At 71.7% G+C, this 26,368-nt stretch carries 24 protein-coding genes; 20 read left to right on the top strand and 4 right to left on the bottom strand.

Going from position 1 to position 26,368, the window contains the following annotated elements; translation table 11 throughout:
• The first annotated feature begins 238 nt into the window (after window positions 1-238).
• Window positions 239-2,725, top strand: coding sequence for a hypothetical protein (locus C8263_RS07020; RefSeq protein ID WP_146160619.1), 2,487 nt, complete (start codon window positions 239-241; stop codon window positions 2,723-2,725).
• Between the two features lie 84 nt (window positions 2,726-2,809).
• Here the strand turns inward: C8263_RS07020 and C8263_RS19265 are convergent, their stop codons facing one another.
• From C8263_RS19265 to C8263_RS07010, 3 genes are read right to left on the bottom strand one after another with little or no spacing between them, the layout of a single operon-like run.
• Window positions 2,810-2,962, bottom strand: a complete 153-nt coding sequence (locus C8263_RS19265) for a hypothetical protein (protein ID WP_158263762.1) — start codon at window positions 2,960-2,962, stop codon at window positions 2,810-2,812.
• Window positions 2,959-4,284 (bottom strand): radical SAM/SPASM domain-containing protein, encoded by a 1,326-nt coding sequence (locus tag C8263_RS07015; RefSeq protein WP_107137413.1) that lies wholly within the window; start codon window positions 4,282-4,284, stop codon window positions 2,959-2,961. The genes C8263_RS19265 and C8263_RS07015 overlap by 4 nt, the downstream gene beginning before the upstream one ends.
• Window positions 4,281-5,240 (bottom strand): MsnO8 family LLM class oxidoreductase, encoded by a 960-nt coding sequence (locus tag C8263_RS07010; protein WP_107137412.1) that lies wholly within the window; start codon window positions 5,238-5,240, stop codon window positions 4,281-4,283. The genes C8263_RS07015 and C8263_RS07010 overlap by 4 nt, the downstream gene beginning before the upstream one ends.
• Before the next feature lie 117 nt (window positions 5,241-5,357).
• Here C8263_RS07010 and C8263_RS07005 point away from each other — a divergent pair, with 117 nt between their 5' ends.
• From C8263_RS07005 to C8263_RS06925, 17 genes are all read left to right on the top strand, one after another.
• Window positions 5,358-5,540: a hypothetical protein gene (locus C8263_RS07005; protein ID WP_107137411.1), complete on the top strand. Its 183-nt coding sequence runs from the start codon at window positions 5,358-5,360 to the stop codon at window positions 5,538-5,540.
• 56 nt (window positions 5,541-5,596) lie between these two features.
• Window positions 5,597-5,782 (top strand): hypothetical protein, encoded by a 186-nt coding sequence (locus C8263_RS07000; protein WP_107137410.1) that lies wholly within the window; start codon window positions 5,597-5,599, stop codon window positions 5,780-5,782.
• A gap of 77 nt (window positions 5,783-5,859) precedes the next feature.
• Window positions 5,860-7,872: a lantibiotic dehydratase gene (locus C8263_RS06995; protein WP_158263761.1), complete on the top strand. Its 2,013-nt coding sequence runs from the start codon at window positions 5,860-5,862 to the stop codon at window positions 7,870-7,872.
• Entirely contained in the window at window positions 7,869-8,549 is a 681-nt protein-coding gene (locus C8263_RS06990; RefSeq protein ID WP_107137408.1) for a lantibiotic dehydratase C-terminal domain-containing protein, read from the top strand. Before C8263_RS06995 ends, C8263_RS06990 begins: the two co-directional genes overlap by 4 nt.
• Window positions 8,550-8,552: 3 nt before the next feature.
• Complete coding sequence (locus C8263_RS06985; RefSeq protein ID WP_107137407.1) at window positions 8,553-9,800, top strand: M16 family metallopeptidase; 1,248 nt, start codon at window positions 8,553-8,555, stop codon at window positions 9,798-9,800.
• Window positions 9,797-10,273, top strand: coding sequence for a helix-turn-helix domain-containing protein (locus C8263_RS06980; RefSeq protein WP_146160618.1), 477 nt, complete (start codon window positions 9,797-9,799; stop codon window positions 10,271-10,273). Before C8263_RS06985 ends, C8263_RS06980 begins: the two co-directional genes overlap by 4 nt.
• Window position 10,274: 1 nt before the next feature.
• Window positions 10,275-11,516: an MFS transporter gene (locus tag C8263_RS06975; RefSeq protein ID WP_107137405.1), complete on the top strand. Its 1,242-nt coding sequence runs from the start codon at window positions 10,275-10,277 to the stop codon at window positions 11,514-11,516.
• A gap of 152 nt (window positions 11,517-11,668) precedes the next feature.
• On the top strand, window positions 11,669-12,058 hold the full coding sequence (locus C8263_RS06970) for a MerR family transcriptional regulator (protein ID WP_107137404.1): 390 nt from the start codon (window positions 11,669-11,671) through the stop codon (window positions 12,056-12,058).
• Window positions 12,059-12,123: 65 nt separating this feature from the next.
• The gene (locus C8263_RS06965) at window positions 12,124-12,867 is read left to right on the top strand and encodes an MBL fold metallo-hydrolase (RefSeq protein ID WP_107137403.1); all 744 of its coding nucleotides are present in this window, start codon (window positions 12,124-12,126) and stop codon (window positions 12,865-12,867) included.
• Between the two features lie 36 nt (window positions 12,868-12,903).
• Entirely contained in the window at window positions 12,904-13,332 is a 429-nt protein-coding gene (locus tag C8263_RS06960; RefSeq protein WP_107137402.1) for a hypothetical protein, read from the top strand.
• A 342-nt stretch (window positions 13,333-13,674) separates the two neighbouring features.
• Window positions 13,675-15,237, top strand: a complete 1,563-nt coding sequence (gene aceB, locus C8263_RS06955) for a malate synthase A (protein ID WP_107137401.1) — start codon at window positions 13,675-13,677, stop codon at window positions 15,235-15,237.
• Between the two features lie 62 nt (window positions 15,238-15,299).
• Window positions 15,300-16,061: an IclR family transcriptional regulator gene (locus tag C8263_RS06950; protein ID WP_233218691.1), complete on the top strand. Its 762-nt coding sequence runs from the start codon at window positions 15,300-15,302 to the stop codon at window positions 16,059-16,061.
• Between the two features lie 36 nt (window positions 16,062-16,097).
• Entirely contained in the window at window positions 16,098-17,540 is a 1,443-nt protein-coding gene (locus tag C8263_RS06945) for an aldolase/citrate lyase/malate synthase family protein (RefSeq protein WP_107137492.1), read from the top strand.
• Window positions 17,537-18,817, top strand: coding sequence for an allantoate amidohydrolase (locus C8263_RS06940; RefSeq protein ID WP_233218690.1), 1,281 nt, complete (start codon window positions 17,537-17,539; stop codon window positions 18,815-18,817). The genes C8263_RS06945 and C8263_RS06940 overlap by 4 nt, the downstream gene beginning before the upstream one ends.
• On the top strand, window positions 18,814-20,205 hold the full coding sequence (locus tag C8263_RS06935) for an allantoinase (RefSeq protein WP_107137399.1): 1,392 nt from the start codon (window positions 18,814-18,816) through the stop codon (window positions 20,203-20,205). Before C8263_RS06940 ends, C8263_RS06935 begins: the two co-directional genes overlap by 4 nt.
• Window positions 20,202-20,963: a (S)-ureidoglycine aminohydrolase gene (allE, locus tag C8263_RS06930; protein WP_107137398.1), complete on the top strand. Its 762-nt coding sequence runs from the start codon at window positions 20,202-20,204 to the stop codon at window positions 20,961-20,963. The genes C8263_RS06935 and allE overlap by 4 nt, the downstream gene beginning before the upstream one ends.
• Entirely contained in the window at window positions 20,960-22,705 is a 1,746-nt protein-coding gene (locus C8263_RS06925; protein ID WP_199188337.1) for an NAD-dependent malic enzyme, read from the top strand. The genes allE and C8263_RS06925 overlap by 4 nt, the downstream gene beginning before the upstream one ends.
• A gap of 234 nt (window positions 22,706-22,939) precedes the next feature.
• Here C8263_RS06925 and nagA read toward each other — a convergent pair whose 3' ends face one another.
• Window positions 22,940-24,061: an N-acetylglucosamine-6-phosphate deacetylase gene (gene nagA / locus C8263_RS06920; RefSeq protein ID WP_107137397.1), complete on the bottom strand. Its 1,122-nt coding sequence runs from the start codon at window positions 24,059-24,061 to the stop codon at window positions 22,940-22,942.
• Between the two features lie 169 nt (window positions 24,062-24,230).
• Between nagA and C8263_RS06915 the strand changes: the two genes are divergently transcribed.
• Both C8263_RS06915 and C8263_RS06910 read left to right on the top strand, forming a co-directional pair.
• Window positions 24,231-25,094, top strand: coding sequence for a DNA repair protein (locus tag C8263_RS06915; protein ID WP_269845131.1), 864 nt, complete (start codon window positions 24,231-24,233; stop codon window positions 25,092-25,094).
• Between the two features lie 389 nt (window positions 25,095-25,483).
• Complete coding sequence (locus C8263_RS06910; RefSeq protein WP_146160617.1) at window positions 25,484-26,332, top strand: hypothetical protein; 849 nt, start codon at window positions 25,484-25,486, stop codon at window positions 26,330-26,332.
• Window positions 26,333-26,368 lie beyond the last annotated feature (36 nt).

The following is a 26,368-nucleotide window of genomic DNA, read 5'->3' as shown; positions in this document are numbered from 1 at the left end:
CTCCACCGGAGTGGACCCTGCACTGTTCCAGGCCGGAAGCGCTGACAATCCGGCGCTGTTCTCCCCGTGCAGATCTGGCCGGGCGCCCGGCCAGCAGAGGGGTTCAGAGGGTGATTGCTCGCTGCCGCTGGCCTAAGGCATTCAACGAACCGGGCTGCTGGCCCAGAGCGACCCGGCGCCCTGCCCCCGCACCCGGACCCCAGCTTTCAATCTGTCCAGACTCAGGCTTTAATTGAGCATGGTCATCCCACGCCCTCACCTGCAGCGCTGGATGGCGGCTCGCAGCGGCGCATTCGCCCATCCGGTGTGCCTGTGGGACGATGGGCGCGCGGGGGGGGCCTTTTTCATTGAGGCGGCGGGCACACCCGCCCGGCCCCTGATCTGGCTGGAAGCCACCGAGGGCGACAGTGCCCAGGCCCACCTGCTGGGCAACAAACTGGCTGAAGCGGTGTACCGCGCCCTGGGAGCACAGCTGTTCGGGTACGGCATGCCCTGGACCTACGGCGTGGAGGTACTGCGGCGCTGCGTGGACCGCCTGGGGCCATGGGTTCTGGCCTTGGGCGGCGCCCAGCATGCCCCCGAACTGGCCCGCGCCCTGCTGGCCCTGCACGACGGGCAGACAGTCACGGTGCTGCAGGCCCCCGGGCCGCTGTCGCCCGCGGCGCTGTACCGGCAGGTGAGCGCCCTGGGGCCGGCGGAACTGGCCGTCCGCCCGGCTGAACTGCTGGCGTGGTTTCCCCAGGCGCCGCCCGGGCGCGCAGCCCTGCTGGAACTGCACGCCAAGGGCGAGGGACTGCTGCGGCCCGTGCTGGCAGCGATGGCCGGGCACCTGGGCGTGCCGGTGCCCCCGGAGCCCTCGCCCGATGGGCCGCGCTTTGCCCCCGGCGAGGAAGTCCAGGTAGAACCGGGCCGCCTGCTGGACGCCCTGATTCAGCGCGGGCGCTGGCCCGAAGCCCTGCCACTGGCGGTGCGCCTGGAGCCGCAGCGGGTGCCCTCACTGCTGGCCCAGGCAGGGCCCTACTTCCACGAACGTGGCCTGCACCACCGCCTCTATGAGCTGCTGGGCACCGTGGACGGCGAGGTGGCGGACACCGAAAGCGTGCTGCGCTGGCTGTACTCGGCGGCCCTGCGCACGGGCGCCGTTCGTACCGTGCAGCCGCGCGTGATTGCCCACCTCGCCGCGCACGAGGCCCCGGAACTGCGCGCCCTGTATGCCGGCACCGCCCTGAAGCTGGACGCCCGGCGCCGTGAGGTGGAACGCGCCGCCGGGGCGGCCCGGACCCCGCTGACCCTGTATTACCAGGGACTGACCCTGGCCGAGGAGGAGCCCACGGCGGCCCTGCCACTGCTGCGTGAAGCCGTGGACTGCGCCGAGCGCGACGGCACCCCGCACGAGATCGTGCGCAATGCCCAGGCGCTGGCGGCCACCTACACGCAGACCGGGCAGTACATTCACGCCTTGCACTGGACCGGCTACGCGCTGCGCCAGTACGACAACAACCGCCTGGGTGACTGGCAGCGCCGCCTGGCCGTACTGAACGAGTGGACCTATACCAGTCTGCTCAGTGGGCGCCTGGACGGCCTGGCGGGCATCCTGGCCGAGGCCGAGGCGCAACTGGCCACCGGGGCGGCGCAGGTTCTGTCGCTGTTTACCACCACGCTGGCCGACCACGCCCTGGTCAGTGGCGACCCCGTGCGGGCCCTGCACGCCTACGAACAGGCGCGGCAGGGCCAGCCGCGCACCCACCAGGGCTGGCACAGCACCCAGGTGGTGCGCGCCCTGCTGGAACTGGACCGGCCCGAACAGGCCCTGCGTGAAGCCGAAGAAGCGTACGCGCTCACGCAGCATGAAGCGCACACCTACGCCCGCTGGTCCACCCTGGCGCTGGGCATGGCGCAGGCGGCCCTGGCCCCCCAGCAGGCCGCGCCCCTGCTGGAAGATGCCCTGCGGGCTTTTGAGCAGCCCCTGAAAGCCGACACGCTGGTGCGGGCCGCCGCCTACCTGGCCTGCGCGCAGCTGAGCCTGGGCGCAGCCGATCAGGCGCGCGCCACCATGGGGCGGGTGGAGCCGCTGACCCGGGAACTGGGCGACTCGGGGCGACTGCTGCTGGGCGGGCCCGCGCGGCATTTTGCGCCGGTGTGGAACCTGCTGGCCCCGCCGCGCACCCTGGGTTTGCAGCTGCTGGGCGCCGCCGAGGTGCGCTGGGCCGAGCAGTCGCTGAAGGTGCAGCCGCGCCACCTGGAAATGCTGGTGCTGCTCAGCCTGTCTCCCGAGGGACTGAGCGGCGAGCGCTTTGCCACCCTGCTCTACCGCGACGAGGGTGTGGCGCGCTCGTCCCTGAAAGCGGGGCTCTCACGCCTGCGGGACCTGGTGCCGGTGGCTTCGCAGCCCTACCGGCTGCTGGTGCCGGTGAGTGCCGACTACCTGGAAGTGATGGCGCTGCTGCAGGCCGGTCGGGTGCCCGAGGCGCTGCGGCGCTACGGCGGCCCACTGCTGCCGGCCTCGGACGCGCCGGGCATCGTGGAGTACCGCGAACTGCTGCAGGAATCACTGCGGCAGGCGGTGCTGGGCTGGCGTGACCCGGCGCTGCTGGATGAACTGGCGGTCAAGCTACACGACGACCTGGAAGTGTGGGAAGCGGCCCTGGCCCGGCTGGACGAGGACCACCCCCGGCGCGCCCTGGCCGCCTCGCGCGTGCGCCAGCTGCGTGCCGCCTACGCCTGAGGGCCGCAGGGCCGCAGGCCCGGGGCCGGCCGCGCAGGCCACTTCAGCCCCTCGCTGCCAAGCCCCCGATCAACCGCGAGGGACTTAGCGCACCGGACAGGTCAGCGGCGGCGCGCAGGGCGGGTTCAGGTCCAGATGGGTGCCGCCGCCAGGCAGGCCCGCCCCGCCACTTTCGGCGTGGGCAGCAGAGCACAGGATCAACAGCAGGGCCAGCAGCGCGCGTGGAAGTCGGTTCATGACAGCACCTCGAGATGGAGGAAGTCGGGGATGGGCTCGAGCATGAGGGGCAGGAACTTCTTGAAATTGCGCTTGATGTCCGGGCAGGGCTGGCGGCCGTGGTCCATCTTTTCCAGCGGGCACGCCGCGCCGTGGCACGAGGGGCGAATGGCGCAGGACTGACAGGTGGTATCGGTCAGGGCATTGTCCTGCACCCAGGGCAGCAGCCGGGCCTGATCCAGCTGCAGGGTGCCGTCGGCGTGCAGCTGGCCCACGTGGTTGCGTTCGTCGTCCAGGGCCACCGTGCATTTGACCACCTGCCCGGAGGTGCGAATGGCAAAGGAATTGCCGCGTGCGGCGTAGCACACGCTGCCAAAAGGATTCAGGTTGGCGTGGCGCATGCCCAGGCCGCAGCTGCGCGCGTGCTCGTACAGCGGAATGGCGCGGTCAAAGCCGTCGTCCTGCTCATAGACGTTCAGCTCGTCGTCCCCCTCGCCGCCCCAGCGGCCCACCGGGTGGGTGTGCAGCTGAAACCGCGGATCGTGCCCGAAGGTCTCGCCCAGCAGCGAGATAAAGGCGGGCGTCTGGTCATAGTTGTCCGGGCTGAAGTTGATGCGCAGGGTACAGGTGAAATCCAGCGCCGAGGCTTTGAGGAACAGCAGGTTGGCCCAGATGGTGTCGAACGAGCCGCCGCCGCCCTGCAACTGCCGGGTGCGGTCATGAATGTCCTGCGGGCCGTCCAGCGTGATCTGAAAGTCGCGCAGGCCGTTTTCGATGAGCTGCGGGGCCAGTTCCGGGGTCAGGTAAAAGCCGTTGGTGGTGGCGTGGGCCATGTACTTGAAACCGTGCTCGGCACTCAGGGCCGTGAAGTGCGCAGAGAGCTCCTGCACCACCTCGTGCGCGTGCAGCGGCTCGCCGCCAAACCACGAGATGGACAGCAGCTTCAGACCTGGCGCGCGGCGGCTGACGAGCGCCTTGACCCCCTCGCGCACCTCTGGGCGCATCTGTCCGTGCAGAAATTTCTCGTAGCAGTAGGTGCAGCGGAAATTGCACTGCTCGGTGGAAAACAGAATCAGGTGCAACACGTCGTCGCGGAAAAATGCCGAGAGCTGCTGGCGTTTGGCCAGGGCAAACTCGTCGGTGTCGTGGGCAATCAGGTGGCCCTCTTCGCGCAGGCGCTTGGTCAGCGCATCGGCCGGGTCGGGCTGGGTACGCCGCAGCAACTCCAGCGCCCGCGCCGGGTACAGCGCGCCCTTGCCCGTGAAGGTGTTGTGCAGATACACACCGCGCTCGTGCCGGGCCTGCAGGGTGTAGCGCGAGCGTTTAAGCAGGGGGGCGGTCATGCGTAACCTCCGGGCTGAGGAGCGGGAGCAGGAAGCGGCACAGGCTGGGCGGCCAGCGCCTGGGCCACCAGCTCATAGGAGCGGCGCCGGGCGGCCGGGCAGTGCGTGATGGTGAGCAGCACGAGTTCGTCGGCGCCGTAGCGGCGGGCCAGGGCGCTCAGGGCGGCGCGCACCGTGCCCGGGTCGCCCACCACCAGCCGGGGATAGGCGTCCAGTACCCCCGGCAGGGCCGCCTGAGGGCTGGGCGGCGGCACCGGCTGGCCCCCGGGCGCCAACCCCTGCCCGGCCAGATAGGCCCGGTGGCTGCCGGCCAGCTGCAGGGCCTGGGCAGCTGTTTCAGCGCACACCACCGCCACGGCCAGGGCCACCCGGGGCCCCGGGTGCCGGGCCCCGCTGTGCGCCGCGCGGTACGCCGCCAGGGGTTCAGGGGTGCCCACCACGTTGCCGCTGCCGTAGTGCCAGCCCAGCCGCGCGGCCTGGGCAGCGCTGCGTTCACTGCTGCCCAGCAGCCAGCCCTCCACGCCGGCGCCCAGGGTGCGCAGGGCGCCGTCCAGTTCCTGCAGGCGCTCCGGCAGCGGCGCGGCGCGGCCTTCCAGGCGGGCGGCTGTCGCCTCGTCGGCGCCCACGCCGCCGGCAATGCCCAGGTCAATGCGGCCGGGATACAGCGCGTCCAGGGTGGCGAAGGTCTCGGCCACGTGCCAGGGCGCGTGGTGCCGCAGGGCCACACCCCCGGCCCCCACCCGCAGCCGGGAGGTCTGCGCGGCCACCGCCGAGACCAGCACCGCCGGCGCCGGGCAGGCGCTGGCGCCGGGCAGGTGGTGCTCGGCGTACCAGATTCGCCGGTACCCGGCCGCTTCGGCAGCGGCGGCCAGTTCCAGGGCGCCGCGCAGCGCCTCACGCGGGGTCTGACCAGCCGACAGCGGCACCGGATCAAGCACACTGAGTTGCAGCGTCATGCGTCCCTCCTTGAGCCAGAGTTCACCTGTCTGGGGGTTGCCGGGGGGTTGTGGGGCGGCCCGCAACCCCCCGGCAACCGGCAGCCGGCTTCACTGAAGCGCAGGAGGTGAAGCACCGTGAGTCAAGGCCCCAAAGGGTCAAAGCGCCCGGACGAGCGCCGCCCCGAAGAGCGCGCCCCGTCGCCTGCCCCACGTCCGCAGGAGGCCCCCCTGCTGCCGGATCTGGGTCCCGGCCTGGGCATCGTCGAGCCCGGACTCGATGAGGAAGGCATCCTGATCGACATCATGTGCAAGGGCTGAGCCACACCGCTCGCTGCCCGCACCCGTTCTCTCCGTAGTTTCCTGAGGTGATCATCATGGCGAACGAAAGCAAGAAGGCGAAGCTGGACCTGCAGGCCCTGGAACTGACCGACGACGGCAAGGTAGTGATTGACGATCCCGAGCTGTTTGCCGCCCTGAGCGACCTGAAAGCCACCGGCCAGATGGACGAGGAAGGCATCACCGACATCAACATCTACAAGTGCGGGTCCGCCGCGCTCTAAGCGCGCGGGCTCTTGCCCCAGGGGGTTTCGTCGGCCAAGCGCCGCGAAATCCCCTGTTTCCATTCCAGAGGAGCCCCGTGCCACCCATTGCCGCGCCCCCCACCGCCCTGCCGGCCCACCCCACCCTGCAGCTGGACGCTGAATTTCTGTACCGGGTGCCGCTGGCCCCGGCCGCCCTGTTTGACGCGCTGCGCCGCGCCACCACCCTGGACGACACGCTGGCGGTCCTGGGGGCATGGCCCCTGGGGCCCGAGGCCCTGCTGGTGGCCTCGCCCACCCTGGCGCGGGAATGTGAACGCCCGGTGCGCCGCGCCAAGACGGCCCGGCACCTGACCCGCAGCCTGCACCGTTACCTGAGCCGCGCCAGCACCCGCAGCGTGCCGTTCGGGCTGTTTGCCGCCGTGGGTGCGGGGGTCTGCTCGGAGACGGCGCCGCCCGAGGCCCCCAGCCTGCACGTGGAGGCCTCGGCGCTGACCGGGCCGGTCCATGCGGCGCGGCCAGCTCTGGAAGGTGCGTTGCCCGCCGGCCTGCAGGTGATGCTGAACCCCACAGCGGCCCTGCGCCCTGAGGGGGTGCGCTGGCAACCAGTAACCGGTGGCCCCGAGCGGCAGGCCCCCCTGGGCGGCGCCCTGTGGACGCTGCTGGCCCGCTGTCAGGCGCCGCAGCCGCTGCGGACCCTGCGCCCCCACCTGTCCGGCGACCTGCTGCGCGCCCTGCTGGAGGCTGACCTGCTGCTAAGTGAACTGCACCCCTACCTGAGCGCTGACCCTGCCCACGAAACCCGCCTGCGCGCCCTGGGCGCCCCCGACCCGGCGCCGGTTCGCCGGGCCTACCGGTCCGCCCAGAGCAGCGCCGCCCGCATGGCCGTTCTGCGGGAAGCCCTGGGCGCGCGGGGCCAGGACGGCGAGGTGCAGCGCGCCCTGAGTGTGGACGCCGCGCTGAGCGGGCGCGCGGCGCTGCCCCCACAGGTGCTCAACGAGCTGCGCGGCGGCCTGCTGGCCCTGCGCGTGAGCCCGGAGGCTGCGCCCGAGCCGGTGCCCTGGCGCGCCTTCGTGACGGCGCTGCGCGCCCAGGCAGGAGATGGCCGCCTGCCCCTGCGCGAAGCCGTGGCCCTGTTTGAAGCGCTGCCGTCCCCGGGAGCGCCGCCGGCCCCCTGGGCAGGGTGGCCGGCCCTGCTGGAGCGCAGCGGCCCCGTACTGACCCTGACCGACGCCCTGCTGGCGGCCCTGCCCGACACGGCCCCGCCCTGGACCCAGCCCTTTGATCTGCTGGCCTGGGTGCTGGCGCCGGACCACGCCGCCCTGAGCCGGGGCCAGTACACCCTGGCGCTGCTGGGGGGCAGCACGCCCGACCCCGGGCAAAGCACGGCCCGGCTGCGCGCGGCCCACCCGAACCTGCCCGGCCCCCGCCTGCACGCCCCGGCGCACACCCTGCCCACAGCGCTGTGCCTGCAGCACCCGCACGCCCTGGCCAATGACACCGCCCGCTGCCGCCCGGACAGCGCCCTGGAACTGCATGTGCCCGGCCATCCGGCGGTGCCGGCGGCGCGGCGGGTAAACCTGACGGACCTGGAAGTGGGGGTCCACCAGGGCCGCCCCGAACTGTGGTGTGCCCAGCGGGGCCGCCCCCTGCACCTGACCCTGCCCACCCTGACCCGCGCCGACGGCCTGGGGCCCGCCGCCCAGTTCCTGGCGGCCCTGGCTCTGTACGGGCGCACCCCGCCGCGCTGGCGCTGGGGCCCACTGGCCGGGCGGGCGTTTCTGCCGCGCGTGGTGCGCGGCCGGTGTGTGCTCAGCGCCGCCCACTGGCGCTTTCCAGAGTGGTGGCGCGAGGGGCGGGACCTGAGCGACGACACCCTGCGCCGCTGGCTCTGTGACGTGGACGCCCCGGTTCTCGTGCGGGTGGGGCGGGGTGACCGCCAGCTCACGCTGGACTGGCAGCATGCCGGCCACCGGGACCTGATCCGCGCCGAGTGGCGGGCCGGCGCCGCCGGGGTCAGCGAGGCGCTGGCCACGCCCGATCAGGCGTGGTTTGCCGGACCCAGCGGCGAGCGGCACCTGTTTGAAGGCGTGTTCACGGTCCGGCCATGAGCGGCTGGCTGACCGCGCACCTGCGCTGGGAGGCCCTGCCCAAGCCCAGGCAGGTGGGGGCAGTGCGCCGCGCCCTGCACGACCTCAGCCCGGAGGTGCGCCGCTGGCATTACCTGTGGCACGCCGAGGGCGGCCTGCACCTGCGGGTGCGGGTGTGCGCCCGGGGCGCCGGGTCACGCGCCCGCGTGCTCCGGCAGCTGCAGGGGTGCGCGGCGCAGGTCAGCGAGGGCCGGTATGTGCGCGACCTGCAGAAGTTTGGCGGCGCGCAGGTCTATCCGCACTACGAGGCGCTGTTTGAGGCCAGCAGCGAGCGCGCGGCTCTGGCCCTGGCGCAACCGGACCCACTGGCACCGCTGCGCGCCGCACTGGCCGATGTCACCGGGGTGCTCGGCACCTTCACGCCCGGCCAGCAGCACGCCGCCCGGACCGCGCTGCTGGCCTACGCCCATATGCGGCTGGGCGCACACCGCGACCCGGCCGGCAGCTGGGCGCCGCCCGTGACGTCCGCGTGGCAGCCTGTCCTGCCGCCCGCCACAGCGCACCACGACCCGCTTGCCGGCGCCCTGCAGCTGCTCCATCTGCACCTCAACCGCCTGGGGCTGAGCCTGCACGGGGAAGCGCTGGTGTACCGGGCGGCCGCCGGCAACCTCCCGGCAACCCCTGCGCCCGAAGACTGAGGCATGGAACTGTACACGACGGGCTATCTGGACAATGGCCTGGGGTTTCTGATCGCGCCGCGTCCGGGGGCCCATCTGGTGCATCTGGCGGCGTATCTGGACCACGGCGTCAAGGACGAACACGAAGCCGAAAACGGCATCAGCCACCTGCTGGAGCACCTGCTGTTCAACCCCAACAACCTGACGGGCACGCAGGGCAAGCAGTGGGAGGCGCTGGCCAAGAGCGGCGCGCGCATGGAAGCCTGGACCGGCAAGGAGCACACCCGGCTGGGCCTGTCGTGCCTGCCGCGCGACCTGCCCAGGGTGATGGCTTTTGTGGCGGATGTACTGCGCAATCCCAAGGTGACCAAGCAGGCCCTGGAACACGAGCGCAAGATCGTGCTGGACGAGATTCACCGCAAGCGTCACCGCCCGGAATTCCTGTGGACCCTGGTGGAAGAGGCGCTATACGCGCCGCCCTACGGCATGTCCATTCTGGGCTCGCCGGAGATCGTCTCGGGGCTGAATCTCAAGCAGATGAAGCAGCGCGCCCTGGACGCCTGCACCCCGGAGCGCACCCGGCTGGTGATCGCCGGCAAGGTGGACAGCGCGGCCGTGCGCCTGATTGAAGAGCACTTTGAAGACTGGTATGCGGCGCCGCTGCACCACGAGTACCGCCCGGTGGAAATCGTGCCGCGCCTGATCGGGGTGCCCAGCCGCAGCGAACGCGTGACCCTGTACCTGTCGTTTCCGGGCCCGGCCCTGGGCGACCCCGACCGCCCGGCCACCGAGGTTTTTGCCGCGCTGCTGGGCGGCGGGCTGCGCTCGCGGATGTTTCAGCGCCTGCGTGAGGAATTGGGGCTGGTGTACGCCGCGCAGGGCGGCAGTTCGCACTGGCGGCGCAGCGGCTACCTGTTCATGGCCATGGACCTGGCGCGCGACCGGGTGAATGAGGCGTTTGGGCAGCTGAGCGCCCTGATGCGCGAACTGCAGACGCACCCACCCGACCACGACGAAACCGATGAAACGCGTGAATCCTTTGCCCTGCGCGCGCTGCAGGAATCCGAGGGTCCGGGGCTGGCCACCAAGCTGGCGCAGCACTGGCTGAACGACGAGGTGTATTTCCCCACCCGCGCCGCGCGCATGTACCGGCAGGTCAGCGCGCAGGACGTGCAGGCGGCGGCCGGCTACCTGAGCACCCAGCAGATGGCGCTGGTGGGCATTGGCATGAACGACACGGAACTCGCAGAACTGTTGGAGGTGGTCGCGTGACGAGCATGGCAGCAGGCGGACTTCAGATGGAAGAGGGGCTGTGGCGCACCTTTACCTCGCTGCTGGACGGCCCCAGTACGGCGCGCGCGGTGGCCACGCGGCTGGGGCGCCCGGTGGCCACCATCGTGCGCAACCTCAACCACCTGCAGGAACACGGCCTGGTGTGCGAAACCGGCACCGACCGGGTGGGCCACCACATCGAGCGGGTCTACCGCCTGCCCGAAGGCGCCGTGCGGGTGCGCGACGAACGCGCCCTGGGACTGGCCTTTCATGAAACCGAGCGCGGCCTGACGCTGGCCGCCTACAACGGACTGCCCAGCGCGGCGGGCATGGTCAGCGTATGCGTGCCGCGCGAGCGGGCCGCCGGAATTATGGACCGGCTGCAGGCGCTGCGCGAGGAGATCGAGAACCTGCAGCAGGAAGGCGGCGACGTGAAGCTCTCATTTTTTCTGGCGGGCTGGACGGAGGACTGACATGACAGGCACAGCACCGGCGCACCCCATCCGCAACGCGCGTTTCCGCGCCATTTTGCTCACGCGCCTCTTCTCGGCCCTGACGGGCGGCTTTTACAACGTGCCCATCATGTGGTGGGTGCTGGAAGAAACTGGTTCGGGGGCCATGATCGCTTCCGTGGGACTGGTCAGTGCGCTGGCCGGCCTGATCGCCGCGCCCATCGGCGGGGTGCTGGCCGACCGCTGGCGCAAGCGCCTGCTCATTCAGGCAACCTATGTGGTGGACGCCCTGCTGCTGGTGCTGATGGCCGCGCTGGTGCTGAGCGGGCAGTTACAGGTGGCGTACGTGTTTCCGCTGCTGGCGGTGACCAGTTTCGTGGCGGCGCTGCGGGGCCCGGCTTCCTCGGTGCTGGTGCCGCTGACCATTCCGCGTGAGGTCTACCAGCAGGGCAACGCCATGATGAGCCTGACCGGCAGCCTCGCCAGCCTGAGTGGCTACGCACTGGCCGGGGCGGCCACCGGCTTCGTGGGCGTGCACGGCGCGCTGCTGATTGGTGCGGGACTGCTGGTGGGGGCCATCGTGACCCTGGCCACGGTGCCGGAACCCACGGTGGCGCCCACCGCAACGGCCGAGGGCGAGGCGCCCCCCAGCGAGGGCCTGCGCGCCGGGCTGCGCGTGATCTGGAGCAATCCGCTGCTGTTCTGGACCTTCGCCGTGAGCCTGCTGCTGAACTTCGTGCTGATTCCGCTGGAGGTGACCCTGGCGCCCTTTGCCCGCAGCCTGGGTGTAGGGGCGCGGGAATTCGGCTTCCTGAGTGCCAGCATCTCGGTGGGGCAGCTGGTGGGCATGCTGCTGCTCAGCACCTACCGGGTACCGCGCCCCTGGCTGGCACTGGTGGGCGGCACCTTCGGCATTGCGGCGGCCATTGCGGGCCTGAGTGTGGCGGCCACACTGGAGCAGGCGCTGGCGCTGCTGGCCCTGGCGGGCCTGAGCGCCGCCGTGATGAACGTGCAGCTGAGCGTGGTGGCGCAGCTGCACATCCCGCATGCCGTGATGGGCCGGGCGTTCGGGGTGATGACCTCGGTGTCCAGCGCGGTGCAGCCGCTGGGGTATGCGGGCGCCGCCGCCCTGCTGGCGTGGCTGCCGCTGCAGAGCATCTTTCTGATTATTGGTGGTCTGCTGGCCCTGGCCGCCGCTGCGTGGCTGCACCCCACCCTGAAGGTGGGTTTTGAGAAACCCATGGTGTCGCCCGCCACCGATTGAGGGGCCAGCGCCAAGAGTGAAACCAGCGGCAGGACCACAGACGGGGCCCCCACCAGGGCCCCGTTGCGGCCTCTGGGTCAGCCGCATGGTCGCCCTCTTCCCCACCCGCCCCCCTTGACCCTGACACCAATGTCAGGGTTTAGGCTGGGCGGGTGCAGAGGCTCCGCATTGGTCAGGTGGCGCGCGCAGCGGGCGTGAGTGTGCGCGCGGTGCGCCACTACGACCAGCTGGGGCTGCTCACCGCCGAGCGGGCCGACAATCAGTACCGGCTGTTTGCCCCGGCCGACATTGAACGGGTCCGCTTGATCCAGCTGTTTTTGAGCGTGGGCTTTACCCTGGACGAGATCCGGCGCGGAGCCCCCTGTTTTGCGGGCGCCGTCCCCACACTCGGCCCGCCCCGGGAGGACATGGCGGCCTTTTATACCCGCAAACTGGCGGCCCTGGACGCCCAACTGCTGGCCCTGCAGCGTGTGCGCGACCAGCTGGCGCAGCAGGCGAGTGCCTTTGAAGCGCACACACCGGCCCCCACCCCGCACCCCTGAACCCCCCTGCCGGCGACCTTACCCGGGCCTGTCCGGTGTGGGCGGCCCTTTCCCTGGAGCTTTTCATGCGTGTGCAACTGATTCGCAACGCCACCCTCCGCCTGACCTACGCCGGGCACACCCTGCTGGTGGACCCCTTTCTGGCCGACATTCACACCCAGCCCAGCCTCGCGGGCCGCAGCCTGAACCCCACCGTGGCCCTGCCCCTGCCTGCCGACGAGGTGGTGCGCGGCGCGGAACTGGCGCTGGTGTCGCACCTGCACCTGGACCATATAGACCTGACGCCGCCGCGTCTGCCCCCGCACCTGCCGCTGCTGGCCCAGCCAGGAGACGTGGCCGCGTTGCGGGCGGCTGGCTTCACGGCGGTCCAGGGCCTGGACCGGGACACGATCTGGAGCAGCATCCACCTGAGCCGCACGGGCGGCACCCACGGCACCGGCCGGGTGGGGCAGGCCATGGGTGAGGTGAGCGGCTTCGTGCTGCGGGCCCCGGGCGAACCCACGCTGTACCTTGCGGGCGACACCATCTGGACCGATGAGGTGCGCGCCCAGATCGAAACCCATGCGCCCGATGTGATCGTGACGCATTCGGGCGGCGCCCGCCTGCAGGACACGCTGATCATCATGGACACCGCGCAGACCCTGGCACTGGCGGCGGCTGCGCCCCAGGCCACCGTGGTGGCCGTGCACCTGGACGCCTATGACCACATGACCGTTACGCGCCAGACGCTGCGCGCCGCCGCGCAGCAGGCGGGCCTGGGCAGGCGCCTGCTGGTGCCCGGGGACGGCGAGACGCTGGAGTGGCCCTGATCCGCCTGCCCAGGCCCGCTGCCGTAGGCTGTCAGGATGACGGCTTCCTCACTGACTCCCGCCCAGGCCACGCGCTTCGTGCAGGACCTGCTGAATCTGATGGTGCAGCATGGCCTGAGCAGCCTGAGAGCAGGGGCCGACGGCGGGCACCTGGGGCTGAGCGGCCCTGGCCACTTCATGACGCGCGACCTGACGTTTGACTTCCTGTCGCCCGCAGAGCACCGCTCGGCGGCGCAGGCGTACGGCATTCCCACCGACCAGTGCCGCCTGACCGGCCAGCCCAGAACGGATCAGGACATCGCACCGTTTGTGCGCGCGGTGGGCACGCTGTTTGACCTGCACGGGGTTCAGAGCCTGACGTTCGCGCCTGGGGCCCACCTGGGCTTCCGGGCCGATGGAGCTGCGCGTGAGTTTGTGCTGGAGGGCGTCTCGGTGCAGGCGGGGTCTGGGGTCAACACCATCTGATACGGCCTCCGAAACATTCCGTCACGTCTTGCGGAGTTTTCCAGCCGGAGGGACTCGCAGAGCGGCGGAGCAGAGCAGGAACAGGGTCGGAGTTCCGGGCATTGGGCTGCGCCCAGCCGAAAACAGGGAACCTCCCCCTTCTTCCTGGATGTGACGGACCTGGACGGCCGTCCGTATGGGGGCTGCGTCTGGGCCGCGAACACCCTGGCGCCGTCCCGGAAGACCCTGCGCCCGGTGTTCCCCAGCCAGGAACGGCGGGCGCTGGCATCGGCGGGGCATTTTTCGTAGGCTGAAAACCAGACTTCATCTGCTGAAAAATCCCCAGTCGTCCCAGGAGCCCCCATGACCCAGACCCTGCCCGCCGGCCTGACCATTTCCGCCCCCCTGCAAGGCGCCCAGCAAGAGGTGCTGACCGCCGAGGCGCTGGCTTTTGTAGCGGAACTGCACCGCCGCTTCGAGGGCCGGCGCCGCGCCCTGCTGGCCGAGCGCGAGGCGCGCCAGGCCCGGCTGGACGCGGGCGAACTGCCCGACTTTCTGCCGGAAACGGCGCACATCCGCGCGGGTGACTGGCAGGTGGCCCCGCTGCCGGCCGACCTGCATGACCGCCGGGTGGAAATTACCGGGCCGGTGGACCGCAAGATGATCATCAATGCGCTCAACAGCGGGGCACGGGTGTTCATGGCCGACTTCGAGGACGCCAGCAGCCCCACCTGGGCCAACGTGCTCAGCGGACAGCTGAACCTGCGCGACGCCGTGCGCCGCACGATCAGCCTGGAGCAGGGCGGCAAGAGCTACCGCCTGAACGAGAAAACAGCGGTGCTGCTGGTGCGCCCGCGCGGCTGGCACCTGCCAGAGAAGCACGTGCAGGTGGACGGCGAGACCCTGTACGGCGCGTTTTTCGACTTCGGGCTGTATTTCTGGCACAACGCGCGCGAACTGCTGGCGCGCGGCAGCGGGCCGTACTTCTACCTGCCCAAGCTGGAGAGCCACCAGGAAGCGCGGCTGTGGAACGACGTGTTTCTGTATGCCCAGGACGCGCTGGGCCTGCCGCGCGGCACGGTCAAGGCCACGGTGCTGATTGAAACGATTCTGGCCGCTTTCGAGATGGACGAGATCCTGTACGAGCTGCGCGAGCATTCCGCCGGGCTGAACTGCGGGCGCTGGGACTACATCTTCAGCTATATCAAGAAGCTGCGCGCCCACCCGGACCGTATCCTGCCCGACCGCGCCAAGGTGACCATGGCTGTGCCCATGATGACCGCCTACTCCAGACTGGCCATCCAGACCTGCCACCGGCGCGGCGCCCCGGCGATTGGCGGCATGAGCGCCTTTATTCCGGTCAAGGGCGACGAGGAGAAAAACCGCGCGGCCTTCGAGCAGGTGCGCACCGACAAGGAACGCGAGGCCGTCAATGGCCACGACGGCACCTGGGTGGCGCACCCCGGCATGGTGGAACTGGCCACCGAGGTCTTTGACCGCCTGATGAGCGGTCCCAACCAGATGGACAGCGACAAGCAGCGCAACCTGAGCGTCACGGCCGCCGACCTGCTGACCCCGCCGGAAGGCACGGTGACGGAAGCGGGCGTGCGACTGAACGTGAACGTGGGCGTGCAGTACCTCGCCGCGTGGCTGCGCGGGGCGGGCGCCGTGCCCCTGCACAACCTGATGGAGGACGCCGCCACCGCCGAGATTTCGCGGGCGCAGCTCTGGCAGTGGCGCCAGCACCGCGTGACGCTGGACGATGGCCGCGAGCTGACCCCCGAACTCTGGGACGCCCTGTACGACGACGAGGCCGCCAAGCTGGGCGCGCCCTTTGAGGACGCCGCGCGCCTGTTCCGCGAGGCCGCCACCCGCACGCCCCTGGTGGAGTTCCTGACCCTGCCGGGCTACGAGGTGCTGCCCTGAGCGGGGACGCGCCGGACCGGGGCCGGGCCGGGCGCACCCGGGGCCCGGACGCACCCGGGGGCGTGCGCACGCTGGAACGCGGCCTGAACGTGCTGTGGGCGCTCTCGCAGCTGGGCGAGGCGCCGCTCTCGGCCATCGCCCGCGCCGCCGGGCTGTCGGCCAGCACCGCCTCGCGGCTGCTCGACACCCTGCGCCAGCAGGGCTACGCCGACTGGGACGAGGCCTCGGGGCTCTACCGGGTGGGCCTGCGGGCCTTTCAGGTGGGCGCGGCCTTTAACGCCGCGCAGTCACTGGTGCGCGCGGCCGGCGCCGAGATGAGCGCGCTGGTGGCCGAACTGGGCGAGAGTGCCAACCTCGCCGTGCTGCGACCGCTGGGGGGTGGGCGGCTGGAAGCGGCCTACGTGCATCAGGTGGAGGGCCCGCAGCTGGTGCGCATGTTCACGCAACCCGGGGCCAGCGCGCCGCTGCACGCCTCTGGCGTGGGCAAGGTGCTGCTGGCCTCCCGGCCGGAAGACGAGGTGCGCGCCGCGCTGGGCGCCGGGCCCCTGAAGGCGTACACGCCCCACACCCTCACGGCCCCAGACGCCGTGCTGGCCGAACTGGACAAGGTGCGCCGCGAGGGCTACGCCCTGGACGAGCAGGAGCGCGAGCCCGGCGTGCGCTGCGTGGCCGCGCCCGTGTACGGCGCGGGCGGTGAGGTCTGGGCGGCCCTGAGTGTCTCGGCCCCCACGTCACGCCTGAGCCCCGAGCAGCTACCTGTCTTTCTAAACGCCACCCTGTCGGCGGCCGGGCGCATTGGCACCCGCCTGGGCTGGACGGGCTAGGGCGGGCCGGGGAGGGCGGGGCCTATGCTGCGGGGCATGACCCTGCCTGATCGCCGGGGCCCCCTCTCCCCCCAGAGCGGGCCGCTGCCCCCCGCCGCCCACGCCCTGGCCGCGCGGCTGCACGCGGCGCTGGCCGGGCACTGGCCGGGGGTGGACGCCGCCGCGCCCGGCGAGCCGCCGCCCCCCCCGCCCGCCTACCGCGCCGCGCCCGCGCCCCCAGAACTGCGCCCCGGCCGCGCCGAGCTGATCGTGGAGGCCAGCGACGGCGCGGCCCTGCAAGCGGCCCTGAACAGTGACGCCGACGCCGTGGTGCTGGATTTCGACGACACCTTTGCCCCCACACGCGCCAACGTGACCGCCGCCTACCGCGCGCTGCCGGCGGCGCTGGCCTCGCCGCTGCCCCTGCTGGCGCGGCCCCGGGCGCTGTATGCCCTGGCCGACGGGCTGACCTTTGGCGGGGAACCGGCCCGCGCCGCCCTGTGCGATCTGGCAGCGCTGCTCACGGCGGTTCCCGGGCGCGTGCCCCACCTGTACCTGCCCAAGCTGGACACGGTGGCGCAGGCCCAGGCCTGGGCGGCGGCCCTGCGCGCGGCCGAAGACCACCTGAACCTGGAGCCCGGCACCCTGCGCGTGTGCCTGCAGATTGAAACGTGGCCGGGCCTGCTGGCCGCTGACCGCCTGCTGTCTGAACTGCGGGCCTGGGCGTATGGCCTGAACGCCGGGCGCTGGGATTACGTGTTCAGTCTGGTCAAGACCCTGGGCCCCGCCTGGGCCGGGCCGCTGCCGCCGCGCGGCGCACTGGGCATGGACGTGGGCGCCATGCGCGCCTATGCCGAGGTTCTGGCCGCGGTGTGCCGCGCGCGCGGCGCACAGGCGGTGGGCGGCACGGCGGCGCTGAGCCCCGACCCCCAGGACCCTGCCCCCGCCCTGGCCGCCGTGCAGGCCGACAAGGCGCGCGAGGCCGCCCAGGGCTTTGTGGGCGCCTGGGCCGGGCACCCCGACCTGATTGGGGCGGTGCGCGCGGGGCTGGCGCACCCCGCGCCCGGCGTTCCGGCAGCGCCTGTCACCCCGGCGCGGCTACGGGCCCTGCCGGACCCTGGTCCCCTGGACCCCGCCGAGGTGGCCGACACGGCCGAACTGGCCCTGGCCGTGTTCCGCGCGTGGTTCGCCGGGCAGGGCGTCATCGTGCGCGCCGGGCGCCTGGAAGACACCGCCACCGCCGAACTGGCCCGCGCGCTGCTGGGGCAGTGGGTGGGGGTAGAGGCCCCCCTGCAGGACGGCACCCACCTGACCCCGGACGCCTACCTTGATCTGCGCCGCCGCCTGGCCCCGGACCACGAGCGGGCCTCGAGGCTGCTGGACCACCTCGTGCTCTCGCCCACGCCCCCCGCCTACTTTCCCCGTGAGGCCCAGCGCCTGGGCCTCTGTGAACTGGGCCTGTATGGGCCGGGCCGGCGCGCCCCCGGAGGCTCCCCTTGACCGCTTACCCCCCTGTTCCTGACCTGGGCGCCCTGGCGCAGCGGGCCCTGCACGCCTGCGCCGAACTGGCCCGCCTCACCGAAACCCCCGGCGAGATCACCCGCACCTTTCTGTGCCCGCCCAGCCGCGAGGTCACGGCGTATCTGAGCGCCTGGGCCCACGACCTGGGCCTGAGCGTGCGCGTGGACGCCGCCGGCAACCTGCGCGCCCGCCGCGAGGGCCCCGCCCCGGATTCGCCCACGCTGTACCTGGGCTCGCATGTGGATACCGTGCCCAACGCCGGCGCCTACGACGGGGTGCTGGGCGTGACCCTGGCCTACGCCGTGGCCGGGGCCCTGCGCCGCACGCCGCTGCCCTTTGCCCTGGAACTGCTGGCCTTCAGCGAGGAAGAAGGCGTGCGCTACGGCGTGCCGTTCATCGGCAGCCGGGCGCTGGTGGGCACGCTGGACGAAGTGCTGGGCCGCCAGGACGCGCAGGGCGTCAGCGTGCGCGCGGCCCTGGAGGCGTATGGCCTGAACCCCGCCGAGCTGCCAGCCGCCGAGGTGCGTGGCCCGGCGCTGGGCTTTGTGGAACTGCACATTGAACAGGGGCCGGTGCTGCAGGCGGCGGGCGCGCCGCTGGGCGTGGTCACGGCAATTGCCGGGCAGCACCGCCTGCGGCTGGACTTCGCCGGGCAGGCGGCGCACGCGGGCACCACGCCCATGGCGCACCGCAGAGATGCTCTGGCCGCCGCCGCGCGCTTTGTGGTGGCCGCCGAGGACCTTGCCCGCGCCACGCCGGGGCTGGTGGCCACCGTGGGCGTGCTGAACGCCAGCCCCGGCGCCATTAACGTGATTCCGGGGGCGGCGCACGCCACGCTGGACCTTCGCCATGAGGTGGACGCGGTGCGCGAGGCCGCCCTGAAGACCCTGCTGGCCCAGGCCCACGCCCTGGCCACCGAACGCGGCGTGACCCTGACCGTGACCGAAACCATGACCCAGCCCGCCGTGCCCCTGGACCCTGGCCTGCGCGCGGCCCTGCACCGCGCGGCGGCGGCCGAGGGCGTCGTGGCCCCGGATCTGCCCAGCGGCGCGGGCCACGACGCCATGGTGCTGGCCGCGCGGATGCCCGCCGCCATGCTGTTTCTGCGCTCACCGAACGCCCTGAGCCACCACCCGGACGAGACGGTGGAGCCAGGGGACGTGGAGACCGCCCTGCGCGTGGCGGTGCGCACGGTGCTGGCCCTCGCTCAGGAACATGGCGCCCAGGAACACGGGGCCCGGGAGCACGGCGCATGAGCCTGGACCTGCTCATCCGGGGCGGCACCCTGGTCACGCCCAGCGGCCCCATGCGCGCCGACCTGGGGGTGGCAGGCGGCCAGATCGTCAGCCTGGCCCTGGAGGTTTACGCCCCCGCACGCCAGGAGGTGGACGCCCGGGGCCTGCACGTCTTTCCCGGGGTGGTGGACGCCCACGTGCACCTGAACGAACCCGGGCGCACCCACTGGGAGGGCTTTGACACCGGCACGCGGGCCCTGGCGGCGGGTGGGGCCACCAGCTTTCTGGACATGCCGCTCAATTCCAGCCCCCCGGTGCTGGACCGCGCGACCTTCCAGGCCAAACGGGCTGCCGGAGAGGCACAGTCGCGGCTGGATTTTGGCCTGTGGGGCGGCCTGACCCCGCTGAACCTGAGCGAACTGGACGAGCTGGCCGCCTGCGGCGTGGTGGGCTTCAAGGCGTTCATGAGCCACAGCGGCCTGGATGAGTTCCCGGCCGCCGACGACGCCACGCTGTACGAGGGCATGCGCGCGGCGCGGCGCCTGGGCCGGGTGGTGGCCACCCACGCCGAGAGCGACGGCTTTACCCGCACGCTGGCGCAGGCCGCGCGGGCCCAGGGCCGCCACGGCGCGCGCGATTACCTCGCCTCGCGCCCGCCCATCACCGAGGCCGAGGCGGTGTCGCGCGCCCTGCTGTTCGCCGCAGAAACGGGCGCGGCGCTGCATCTGGTGCATCTCAGCACGGCGCGCGCGGTGCTGCTGGCCGCCGAGGCGCGCGCCCGGGGCGTGGACGTGACGGCCGAGACCTGCCCGCACTACCTGCACTTCACCGAGGAAGACGTGGCGCGCGCCGGGCCGCTGCTCAAGTGCGCGCCGCCGCTGCGCACGGACGCCGAGCGGGAAGCGCTGTGGGCCGCTCTGAAGGCCGGGCAGATTGACACCGTGGGCTCCGACCACTCGCCGGCCCCGCCGGAGCTGAAGACGGGCGACGACTTTTTTGCCGTCTGGGGCGGCATCAGCGGCGCGCAGTCTACCCTGAACGTGCTGCTGGAAGACGGCCACTGGCGCCGGGGCGTGCCCCTGCCCCTGCTGGCCGCCGTGAGTGCCCTGCACCCGGCGCGGCGCTTCGGGCTGGCGCGCAAGGGCGCCCTGCGGGTGGGCCACGACGCCGACTTCGCGCTGGTGCGGCTGGACGAGCCCTTTACCCTCACCGAGTTGCACGACCGCCACCGGGGCAACCCCTACCGGGGCGAGCGTTTCCGGGGCCGCGTGCAGGCCACGTACCTGCGCGGCCAGCCGGTGTACCGCCAGACCAGCCAGGGCGCGTGGTTTGGCGACGGGCGCGGGCACCTCCTGACCCCGGCCCCACTGAACACCGCTCCATCCCCCATCCCCCCCGGAGGCCCATGAAGCACCTTGGCATGACCCGCTCGGCCCTGCACCCCTCTCACGCGGTCCTGACCCCCGACACCTTTGTGCGCACCGCCCTGGCCGGATGGCCGGGCAGCGCGGTCATCCTGCACATTGCCCCGGTGATGGGCCTGGGGGCGCGCTTCGTGCAGTTCACCGCTGAACTGCCCGCCCACACGCAGGCCCGGGAGAGCGAGTACGGTTTTCAGCGCTTCGTATTTGTTCTGGAGGGCGCCCTGGAGGTGCAGGTGGAGGGCGAGACGCGCACCCTGGGCCCCTCGGACCATGTGTTTTTCCCGGCGGGCGTGCTCCATACCCTCAGCGCCCGGGCCCCCAGCCGGGTGGCCGTGTTTGAAAAGCCGTACGAAGCGGCCCCCGGCACCGAGCCGCCCCCCGTGTGCTGGGGCAACGAGCAGGAGAACCCCGGCGCCCCCTTTGAAGGCGACGAGCGCCTGATCGCCCGCAAGCTGCTGCCCGACGACCCCCGCTTCGATTTCATGATGAGCACCATGTCCTTTGCGCCCGGCGCCACCCTGCCCTACACCGAGGTGCATTACATGGAGCACGGCCTGCTGATGCTATCCGGCGAGGGACTGTACAAGCTGCAAGGCCGCTATTACCCGGTCACGGCGGGCGACGTGATCTGGATGGGCGCGCACTGCCCGCAGTGGTACGGCGCGCTGGGGCGGGACTGGACCAAATATCTGCTGTACAAGGACATGAACCGCCATCCCCTGACCCTGGAGGCCCGCCCGTGACCCGCCCCCCCCTGCCCCTGACCGACCACTACGACGTGCGCCGCGACCCTGCCGGCGGGCGCTACCTGCGGCCCCTGGTGCGCGGCTTTTCCCTGCTGCGCTTTCCGCTGCTGAACAAGGGCACCGCCTTTACCGAGGCCGAGCGCCGCGCCCTGGGCCTCGACGGCCTGCTGGCCCCGCAGATTGACACGCTGGATGAACTGGTGGAGCGGCAGTATGCCGAGTACCGCGCTCTTGGGGACCCCCTGGAGCGGCACGTGTTTCTGCGGCACCTGCAAGACCGCAACGAGGTGCTGTTCTACGCGCTGCTCTCGCGGCATGTCGAGGAGATGCTGCCCATTGTGTACACGCCCACCGTGGGGCAGGCGGTGCAGGAGTTCAGCCGCATCTACCGCTACCCGCGCGGCCTGACCCTGAGCACGCGCACCATTGACCGCGCGGCGCAGGCGCTGGCGAACGTGCCGCTGAACGACGTGCGGATTATCGTGGCCACCGATTCCAGCGCCATTCTGGGCATTGGCGACCAGGGCTTTGGCGGCATGGCGATCAGCATTGGCAAACTCTCGCTGTACACGGTGGCCGGGGGCGTGGGCCCCGACAAGACCCTGCCCGTGGAACTGGACGTGGGCACGGCCCGCGCCGACCTGCGCGCCGATCCTGGCTACCTGGGCGTGAAGCACGAACGCCTGAGCGGCGAGGCGTACCTGAGCTTTCTGGACCGCTTCGTGGAAGCCACGCTGGCGCGCTACCCCAAGGCGATCATCCAGTGGGAAGACTTTGCCAAGGACGCGGCTTTCGAGGTGCTCTCGCGCTACCGCCGGGTGGTGCCCAGCTTCAACGACGACATTCAGGGCACGGGCGCGGTGGTGTTGGCCGGGGTGCAGAGCGCCTGCCGCCTGAAAGGCGAGCGGTTGGCCGATCAGGTGATGGTGGTGCACGGCGCCGGGGCCGGGGGCGCCGGGGTGGCCGCTGCCCTGCGGGGCGGCCTGCGCCTTGAGGGGCTGAGCCCCAACGAGATTGCCCGGCGCGTCTTTGTGCTGGATTCGCGCGGGCTGCTGGTGGACGACCGCCCGATGGAACCCTACAAGCAGGCGCTGGCCACGCCCCGGGCGCAGGTGGCGGGGTGGGCGGGCCTGGACCTGGAAACGGTGATCCGCGAAACCGGGGCCACGGTGCTGCTGGGGCTCTCGGGGCAAGCAGGGATCTTCAGCGAAGCCGTGGTGCGCGCCGCGCAGGCCAATACGCCACGCCCGCTGATCTTTCCGCTGTCCAACCCCACGGCCCACAGTGAGGCCCTGCCCGAAGACCTGCTGCGCTGGACCGGCGGGCAGGCGATGGTCGCCACCGGCAGTCCCTTCGCGCCCGTCACGCTGAACGGGGTCACGCACGAGATCGGGCAGGGCAACAACGCCTTTATCTTTCCGGGGCTGGGCTTTGGGGCCATTCTGGCCCGCGTGCGCGAAATCACCGATGAGATGGTGGCTGCCGCCGCCGCTGCCCTGGCCGACTACACTGCCCGGCACTGGCCCGCGCGCATCTATCCCCCGGTGGCCGACCTGCGCGGCGCCAGCGTGCAGGTGGCCGCCGCCGTGATTGCCCAGGCCCTGCGCGACGGAGTGGCCACCGAATTCGCCCTGCGCGGCCAGAGCGACGAGGCGCTGCTGGAGACAGTCCGTCGCGCTTTCTGGCAGCCCGAATACCTGCCCTTCCGACTGGAGGAGGGCGAGGTGGCCGGGGACTGATACAGCTTTCAAAAAGGTCCGTCACGTGTGATACGGACTGCCGTCTGTTCCGCCGACACATCGGAACAGAGCCGATGTGTCGGCGCCATGCCCGGAACCTGGGTTTCTCCTGCTCGCTCTGCGCAGCAGAGCAGCAACACATGCGGATGTCCAGGAAGTGGACCGCCCCCAGCCGAAGGTGGGGAACATCCCCCTTCTTCCCGGATGTGCCGGCATGGACAGAATCCATGCCCTTCAGCCCACGGCCACACCCGCCACATAGGTGGCCTGCACCTGCAGGTCCGGGCTCAACACCACCAGGTCGGCGCGCAGGCCCTCGCGTAGCTCGCCCCGGTCGTGCAGGCCCACCGAGCGGGCCGGGGTCAGGCTGAGCATGTGGCTGAGTTCCGGCAGGGGCACACCCAGGGAGGCGGCGCGGCGCAGGGCCGCGTCCAGGGTCAGCACGCTACCCGCCAGGGTGCCGTCGGGCAGTGTGGCCCTGCCCCCCTGCACCGTCACGGACTGCCCGCCCAGTTCGCTGGGGCCGTCGCCCAGGCCAGCAGCGCGCATGGCGTCGGTGATCAGCACGACCCGCCCGGGCGCCGCGGCGCGGGCCAGCAGAAAGGCCGTGGGGTGGACATGCAGGCCGTCCAGAATGACCTCCAGGGTGGCGTGGGGGTCTGCGATCAGGGCGCCGGGGGGGCCGGGCACGCGGCCCTCAATGCCGCCCATCGCGTTAAAGAGGTGGGTGGCGCAGCTCTGGCCGCCGGTCGCCCGCACCGCTGCCAGGGCCGCCTGCACCGTCTCAGCGTCGGCGCGGGTGTGCCCGATGCCCACGCGCACCCCGGCCTGGGCAAAGGCACGGGCGGCGGCCAGGGCGCCGGGCAGTTCCGGGGCCAGGGTCACGGCGCGCACGGCGCCCGTGGCCAGCACCTCGGCCACGCGCTCCGGGGTGGGGTCTACGGCGCAGGGCGGCTGCGCGCCCAGACGCCCGGGGCTGATAAAGGGGCCTTCCAGGTGGGCGCCGGGCAGGTCGGCGCCGCCGGGCACGCCGCCCGCCCGCATCACCTGCGCCACGGCCCGCAGCGCGCGCAGCACCTCTGGCCAGGGGTTGGTGATGGTGGTGGGCAGCAGCGTGGTGGTGCCGTGCCGGGCGTGCAGGCGGGCCAGGGCCGCAATGCCTTCCGGGCCGTCCATGGTGTCGCCGCCTGCGCCGCCATGCACGTGCGTGTCCACGAAGCCCGGGAGAATCAGGCGGTCGGTGGGGGCGTCTGCCTGCGGCGCAATGTGCTCAATGCGCCCCGCCTCCACCGTCAGGCGCCCGCTCTGCGGGCCGCCGGGCAGCAGCAACTGGCCGCTCAGGGTCAGCGGCGTCATGGGGTGGGGCACTCCGGGGGGGCAACAGGGCGCACAGTGCCCCGAGCTTACCCGAGGCGCCGGCCGGGCCAGGGCTGCCTGTGTGGAGGTGGGCCGGGCCCGCACCCAGCGCGCATAAGGTGCCCACCCGACACACATGCCGCTCTGTTCAGGGCAGAATAGAGGGGCTATGGCACGAGTCAAAACAAAAGACGAGCGGCAGACCACCTCCCCCTTTGCAGCCTTCGACGCCCTGATGGCCACTGCCGCCGTGGACAGTGGCGCGCAGGCCCTGCAAGGCAGCGGGACCGACCCGGACACCATGAATGCCGCGCTGACGGGCGCCCTGGTGCAGGCGCTGCGCCGCTGGGGCCTGGGACTGCACCACCTGCGCTTTGAAGCGCGCCTGACCGAGGGCGGCCAGGACATCGCCCTGCTGGAGGGGGGCCGGCCGACCGCGCTGGTCAGCGAGGGCCCCGCCGCCCTGGCCCGCACCCTGGAGGCCATGGGCGCCGCCGACGAGCGCGGCCTGAGTCTGTGGGGCGTGCTGGGCGACGGCCACCGCGTGCCCGGCGATACCCCGTTTGCCCGCCTGCGCGTGCTGATTGAGGACGCCCGTGATTTTGAAACCGAGTGGTCCCCGGCCCGCGCGGGGGCCTTTACCCGCACGTGGCGCGCGGGCGACACCCTGTTCGTGGAGGTGGCCCGGCCCGCCTCGCCGCAGGCCGCCCTGTCGGACGCCGCCTGGGACGTGATCACCAGCATCAAGGACCGCACCTTTCAGCGCGAACTGATGCAGCGCAGCGAGGAAGCCGGAATGCTGGGCGCCCTGCTGGGCGCGCGCCACGCCAGCGCCCGCGCCAATCTGGCCGCCCTGCCCGAGGCCCATTTCAGCGTGCAGGCCACGGTGCATACCCTGCAGGGCCCCCAGGCCCGTAACCCCGAGGACTACCGCGCCGCCGTGCGCCAGGCCACCGAGGAACTGGACGCCCTGCAGGCCCAGGTGACCCGCCAGCTGGCCGAGGTGCTGCGCCACGGCCTGAAGAGCAGTTAAGGACGTTGCACCTCACGTTACGACTTTGCAGGAGAGCACCGCAAAGTCTCCACTCCCGGTGCAACGTCCTTTTTTCGAGACTCGCTCTGCGGCGCAGCTGTTCCAGCCCGCTCGGTTGATCAACCGAGCGAAGCGAGTGGTGAACACAGTGCCTCGCCCCGGGTATGGAAATGTTTCTGCGCCCTTCTGAACCGTTGGCCTGGGGGAAGGGGACGAGGCACTTAAACCCTCCCCGTATCCAGACGCTCCCACGCCCGACGCGGCCTGGGAGCTTGTGCTTGGCGCCGGGCGCTGCCGGCCCAGGATGCGGCGCCGCAGCAGGGGAGCAGACGTTAATCTGGAGGCCTTCCACACCTTTGCAAGAGCCGCCCCATTACCCTCTCACCACCGTGACGATTCCGTTTTCCTTCTTCCGGGCCAGGGACGCGTCCTTTCCCTCTGTCCTGTCTCAGGAGCTGCGCGACATGCCCCACAACCCCTTCCGACACCTCTGGAATGACCTGCAGACCTGCGGCGACACCTACAGCCTGAGCACCCCCGCCGGCCCGCTGCACCCGCAGCAGAGCCTGGAGGCGCTGGGGCGGGCAGACCTCTTTACCCTGACGGGGCCGGCCGGGCGCGAGACGTTCGTGATTCATGGCCCGCGCGCCTTTGGGCGGGGCGGCAGTTTCAATCTGCTGACCCCGGACCACCGCCACCTGCTGCGCCAGACAGTCAACCACACGACCCTCAGCGGCGATGAGCACCTGGGGCTGCACAGCGCCCTGGACAGCGCCGGCTTTACCCTCACCCGGGGCCAGACCCTGCACACCGAGGTGGAGCACCTGACCCTGCTGTGCGCCCGGCACCCGGACGGGCGGGTGGTGTGGTTTCACGAACTGCTGCGCCAGCCGTTTGGCCTGCCGCTGGAGCATTACGTGTTCTACGGTGGCTCGCGCCTGGCTGCGCTGCGCCACCACGAACCCGCCAGCACCGTGCGCCTGATGGCCCAGACTGACGAGGCGCTGCGGGCCCAGGGCGTGCACCCCGAAAGTCTGCCGCCGCTGCTGCTGGTCAGCGCGTGGCCCCTGCGCAGCGAGGCTCTGGAAGCCGTGCTGGACGGCGAACTGCCCGAGCCCCAGCTTCTGCCCCCCACCGACTTTGAATGGCATCCCACGGCCTACCAGCAGCTGCACCTGAGCCTCACCCGCAGCGACCTGCGCCACACCCCGCCTCCACTGCTGCGGCAACCTGCCTGAAGGCCGCCTCCTCTCTCCAGCTCAGCTTCAACCGTT

This window comes from Deinococcus arcticus, assembly GCF_003028415.1.
Classification (GTDB): Bacteria; Deinococcota; Deinococci; order Deinococcales; family Deinococcaceae; genus Deinococcus; species Deinococcus arcticus.
Note: the sequence above shows the minus strand (reverse complement) of the source record. Positions and strands in the feature narration are given on the sequence as shown.